Source organism: Nonomuraea mesophila (assembly GCF_004352805.1).
GTDB lineage: Bacteria > Actinomycetota > Actinomycetes > Streptosporangiales > Streptosporangiaceae > Nonomuraea > Nonomuraea longispora.
Genome location: NZ_SMLD01000323.1, coordinates 1 through 4,097, shown reverse-complemented (window position 1 = coordinate 4,097; position 4,097 = coordinate 1). Strand labels below are relative to the sequence as shown.

The following is a 4,097-nucleotide window of genomic DNA, read 5'->3' as shown; positions in this document are numbered from 1 at the left end:
CTCCCACCCCGGCCGCCACCACGCCGGACGGTCCCATCCCGGCCACCGGCGCAGGGGACGGTGGCGGCTCGGACGCCGGTGGGGATCTCGCGAGGGCCGTGGCGGTGTCCGCGCAGGACGGTGCCGTGCTGGCGCGGCGGGTGGCGGCCGACGGGATGGTGCTGGTGCGCAACGAGGGCGAGCTGCCCTGGCCCGCTCCCGGCCCCCGGTCGGTCGCGGTGATCGGGCACAACGCGCTCCAGTTCCGCAGCCAGGGCGGCGGCAGCGCCACCGTGACCCCGCCGTACGTCGTCTCCCCGCTGGACGGGCTGCGCGCCGCGCTGCCGGACGCCGAGATCACGTGGACCCTCGGCGCCGTCACGCAGGAGGGCCTCGCGCCGCTGCCGATCGCGCGGCTGACCGACCCCGTCTCCGGCGAGCCGGGGGTGCGGGCCCGTTTCCTCGACTCCGGCGACCGGGAGCTGCTGAGCGAGAACCGCCGCTCGTCCGACCTCGCCCGGCTCGGCGGCTCCCGCCCCGCGGGCACGGCCTCGGTGGAGCTCACCACCCGCTACCAGGTGCGGGAGCCCGGCACGGCGCGGCTCGGCGTCGCGGGAGCCGGGCTCGCCACGCTGGCCGTCGACGGCGTGCGGGTGCTGGAGCGCGAGCTGGTGCACGAGGGCGAGGACTTCGGCGGCGGCCTGGTCTCGCCGCCGCACGCCTCGGCCACGGTACGGCTCCCCGCCGGAGAGGTCGTACTGACGGCCAGGCTGGACGGCGTGCCGCAGGGCAACGGCCTGACCCTCACCCTGGGCGAGGACCTGGCGCCGGACATCGGTGAGGCCGGGGCAAGCGGGACGGCCGCCATCGAGGCGGCGGTGGCGGCGGCGCGGCGGGCGGAGGTGGCGGTGATCGTGGTCGGCACGAGCCCGGAGATCGAGCGCGAGGCGGCCGACCGGGCCACGCTGGCGCTCCCGGGCGCGCAGGACAGGCTGGTACGGGCGGTCGCGGCGGCCAATCCGCGTACGGTCGTCGTCGTCAACGCGGGCGCTCCCGTGCTCATGCCGTGGCGGAACGAGGTGGCCGCGGTGCTGCTGGGCTGGTTCGGCGGGCAGGAGTTCGGCGGCGCCCTGGCCGACGTGCTGCTCGGGACGGCCGAGCCCGGCGGACGGCTGCCCACCACGTGGCCCGGCGAGGAGGCGGACGTGCCGGTCCTGCAGACCGCTCCCGTGGACGGGGTGGTGGCCTACGACGAGGGCGTGCACGTCGGTTACCGCGCGTGGCTGCGCGCCGGGGCCGAGCCCGCCTACCCGTTCGGGCACGGGCTCGGCTACACGACCTGGGAGCTGAGCGACCTCGCGGCCGGCCCCGGGCAGGTGAGCCTGACCGTGCGCAACACCGGCGAACGCGCGGGCAAGCACGTGGTGCAGGTGTACCTGTCGCGCGAGCCGAGCGCGGTGGATCGGCCGGTGCGCTGGCTGGCGGGATTCGCGGTGGTGCGGGCCGGCGGCGGGCAGGCCGAGCGGGTGACGATCCCGCTCGCGCGCCGCGCGTTCCAGCACTGGGACGGAGGCTGGCGGACCGAGCCGGGCGAGTTCACCGTGCACGCCGGCTCCAGCGTCGCCGACCTCCCCCTCGCCACCCGGATCAGCGCGCCGTAGCGCCCTCACGCGCCGCAGGTGGGGCAGCCGGGACGTCGCGGCACGGCTCGCGACCGGATCTCCAGCGGCCAGAAGTCCACCTCGCTCCACCTGCCGCCGAGCGCCGGCGGCAGGCCCGCGATGAGGCGGATGGCCTCCCAGGCCAGGATGTTGCCGACGAGACCGCACAGCGCCCCCATCGCGCCCGCCTTCTCCCGTTTCCCGACGACCGTCTCCATGCCGTCGCGGCCGTGGTCGGCGAACGTCTCGGCGCGTACGCACGCCCAGCAGGCGGTTTGTCCGGGGACGATCGAGGTGCCGAGCACGCCGATGTGGTAGGCGTACCCGGTGCCCATGATGTGCGGGACGCGCGGCCAGCAGGCCTGGCTCACCCAGCCCGCCACGTCGTTGGGGGTGGGCAGGTCGGCGGCGCTGACGACGACGTCCGCGCCGGCCACGACGTCCTCGAGGTCGCCGGCCCCGCCGATGCGGCGGTCGAAGGTCTCGACCTCGACGTACGGGTTCGCCTCGCGCAACCTCGCCGCGGCCGCCGTGACCTTGGGGGCGCCCACGTCGCCGGCCCCGAACACCACCTGCCGGGTGAGGTTCGAGCGTTCGACCCGGTCGAAGTCGCACAGGCGGATCCGCCCGACGCCGGCGACGGCCAGCGCGAGCGCCACCCATCCGCCGATGCCGCCGACGCCGCAGACGACGGCGGTCGCGCCGTCGACGCGCCGCTGCAGGCCGACGCCGCTCGTCTCCTGTGACAGGCCCTCGTCGCAGAAGTCCTGGAACAACCGGAGCTGACGGTCGTAGAACCCGGCCCGTTCCTCGCCCAGCAGGCGGAATTCCCGTTCGGCGTCGCGGGTCCTGCTGAGCAGCCGCTCCTCCGCGAGGATCTGCACGACCTCCGCCACCCGCTGCCCCGCCTCCGGATCGTCGCCGCAGGCGAGCGCGCCGATCTCGTCGATCGAACGTGTGCCGTCGAGCAGCCGCACCACGTCTTCCACGAAGGGGTCGCAGGCGAACCGCTTGACGGTCCGGTCCGCCAGGCACAGGAACAACAGCGTGCCGCCGTCCGTCTGCACGATCACGCTGTCGCGCAGGCGGGGACACCAAGCGGCCTCCGCCACGGGCATGCCTCCTCAGAAGTCGTCGAGTTCGCGAACGGCCTGGTCGAGATCGTCGGCGACGCCGCGGCGCAGCAGCCTGGCGTACAGGCCGTCGCCGGTGACGCCCAGCCGGCGGATCAGCCGCGCCCGCGCGCTCATCTGCGCCTGGGCGTCCTCGATGATGCTCTCCGTCCGGCCCTTCCATCCGTACGCGTCCAGAAACCGGCGCAGCCGCGCGGGCCGCGCGCCGAACTCGGTGAACCCCTCGGCGGCGGCCACGTGGCGGGCGTGCAGCGGCACCCAGCACAGCGCCACCGACGCCACGTCGGAGTCCACCGTGGTGGGGCCGGCGAAGTCCCAGTCGAAGAAGCCGGCCAGCCGCCCGTCGTGGTAGGCGGCGTTGAACGGGCTGGCGTCGTTGTGCCCGATGACGAGCCCCGGCTCCCACGGCCGGCCGGTGCGCCAGTGGGCGCCGTCGGGCGGCACGAAGTCGGCCACCGCCTCGTGGTAGGACCGCAGCCACGAGGCCACCTGCACGAGCATGTCCTCGGTGCGGGTCCACCACGGCCACACCAGGGCGTCGCCGACGGTGTCGCCCTCCAGATAGGTGAGGAGCTCGTAGCCGTCGGCGTCGACGCCGAGCACCCGGGGCGCCCCGTCGAACCCCCGGCGTTCCAGGTGCCGCAGCAACTCGTGCACGGAAGCCGTCCACGCCCGCACAGGCCGGCGGACCTGGGACCCCACGCGAACGGCGCCGCCGTCGTTTCCGCCTCCGAGCCGACTCCCGGTCACGAGCGCCTCCCATCGGGGCTCCGGCCGGGCGGCTCACGTCCGTCGATGGTTCCCTGCTCCGTCCTCGCCCCATGAAATCTCGCACGGCGACCGCGTCCCATCAAGACCGGAGTCCCGCGGGCGACGAGGCCGGCTGCCGGAGGGGCGGTAGTTCGCGAACGGGGACAGAAAGGAAACAGCGACCATCCTAGAAAGATCATGTTCCCAACGCAGCGGTTGAGGAGGTTTCTGGTGAGGCATGCTCCCCGTCGCTACCGGACGGCCACGGGCGTGGTCGTTTTAGGGCTGGTCGCCGCAGTGGTGCCAGTGGCCGCCACTCCTGTGTCGGCGCACAGGAAGGACTACGGTCAGAAGTGGTCGAACTTCAGCTATCACCACGTGACCAGCTACAACGACCAGTGGAAACCACCCATGACGAAGGCGCCACAACGCTGGTCGAACCACGCCGAGCAATGATCGAAACCTGTGGATCTGACGGGAAGGGGTGTACCTTCCCGAATCATCTGATCAAGGTTTCGAGATAAGGCCGACGCGCCAACGTCGGTCGGGAAGGCACACCCGTGTCGCTCACCGT

At 73.8% G+C, this 4,097-nt stretch carries 4 protein-coding genes; 2 read left to right on the top strand and 2 right to left on the bottom strand.

Annotation, left to right across the window (positions count from 1 at the left end; genetic code table 11):
- The coding region (locus tag E1295_RS47395; RefSeq protein ID WP_132641861.1) for a glycoside hydrolase family 3 protein at nt 1-1,640 on the top strand (1,640 nt) is incomplete at its 5' end.
- A 5-nt stretch (nt 1,641-1,645) separates the two neighbouring features.
- Here E1295_RS47395 and E1295_RS47390 read toward each other — a convergent pair.
- Entirely contained in the window at nt 1,646-2,752 is a 1,107-nt protein-coding gene (locus tag E1295_RS47390; RefSeq protein ID WP_166427784.1) for a HesA/MoeB/ThiF family protein, read from the bottom strand.
- Nucleotides 2,753-2,764: 12 nt separating this feature from the next.
- Nucleotides 2,765-3,430: a phosphotransferase gene (locus E1295_RS47385; protein ID WP_220449261.1), complete on the bottom strand. Its 666-nt coding sequence runs from the start codon at nt 3,428-3,430 to the stop codon at nt 2,765-2,767.
- Between the two features lie 324 nt (nt 3,431-3,754).
- Here E1295_RS47385 and E1295_RS47380 point away from each other — a divergent pair, with 324 nt between their 5' ends.
- Nucleotides 3,755-3,979: a hypothetical protein gene (locus E1295_RS47380; RefSeq protein ID WP_132641855.1), complete on the top strand. Its 225-nt coding sequence runs from the start codon at nt 3,755-3,757 to the stop codon at nt 3,977-3,979.
- Nucleotides 3,980-4,097: the final 118 nt, after the last annotated feature.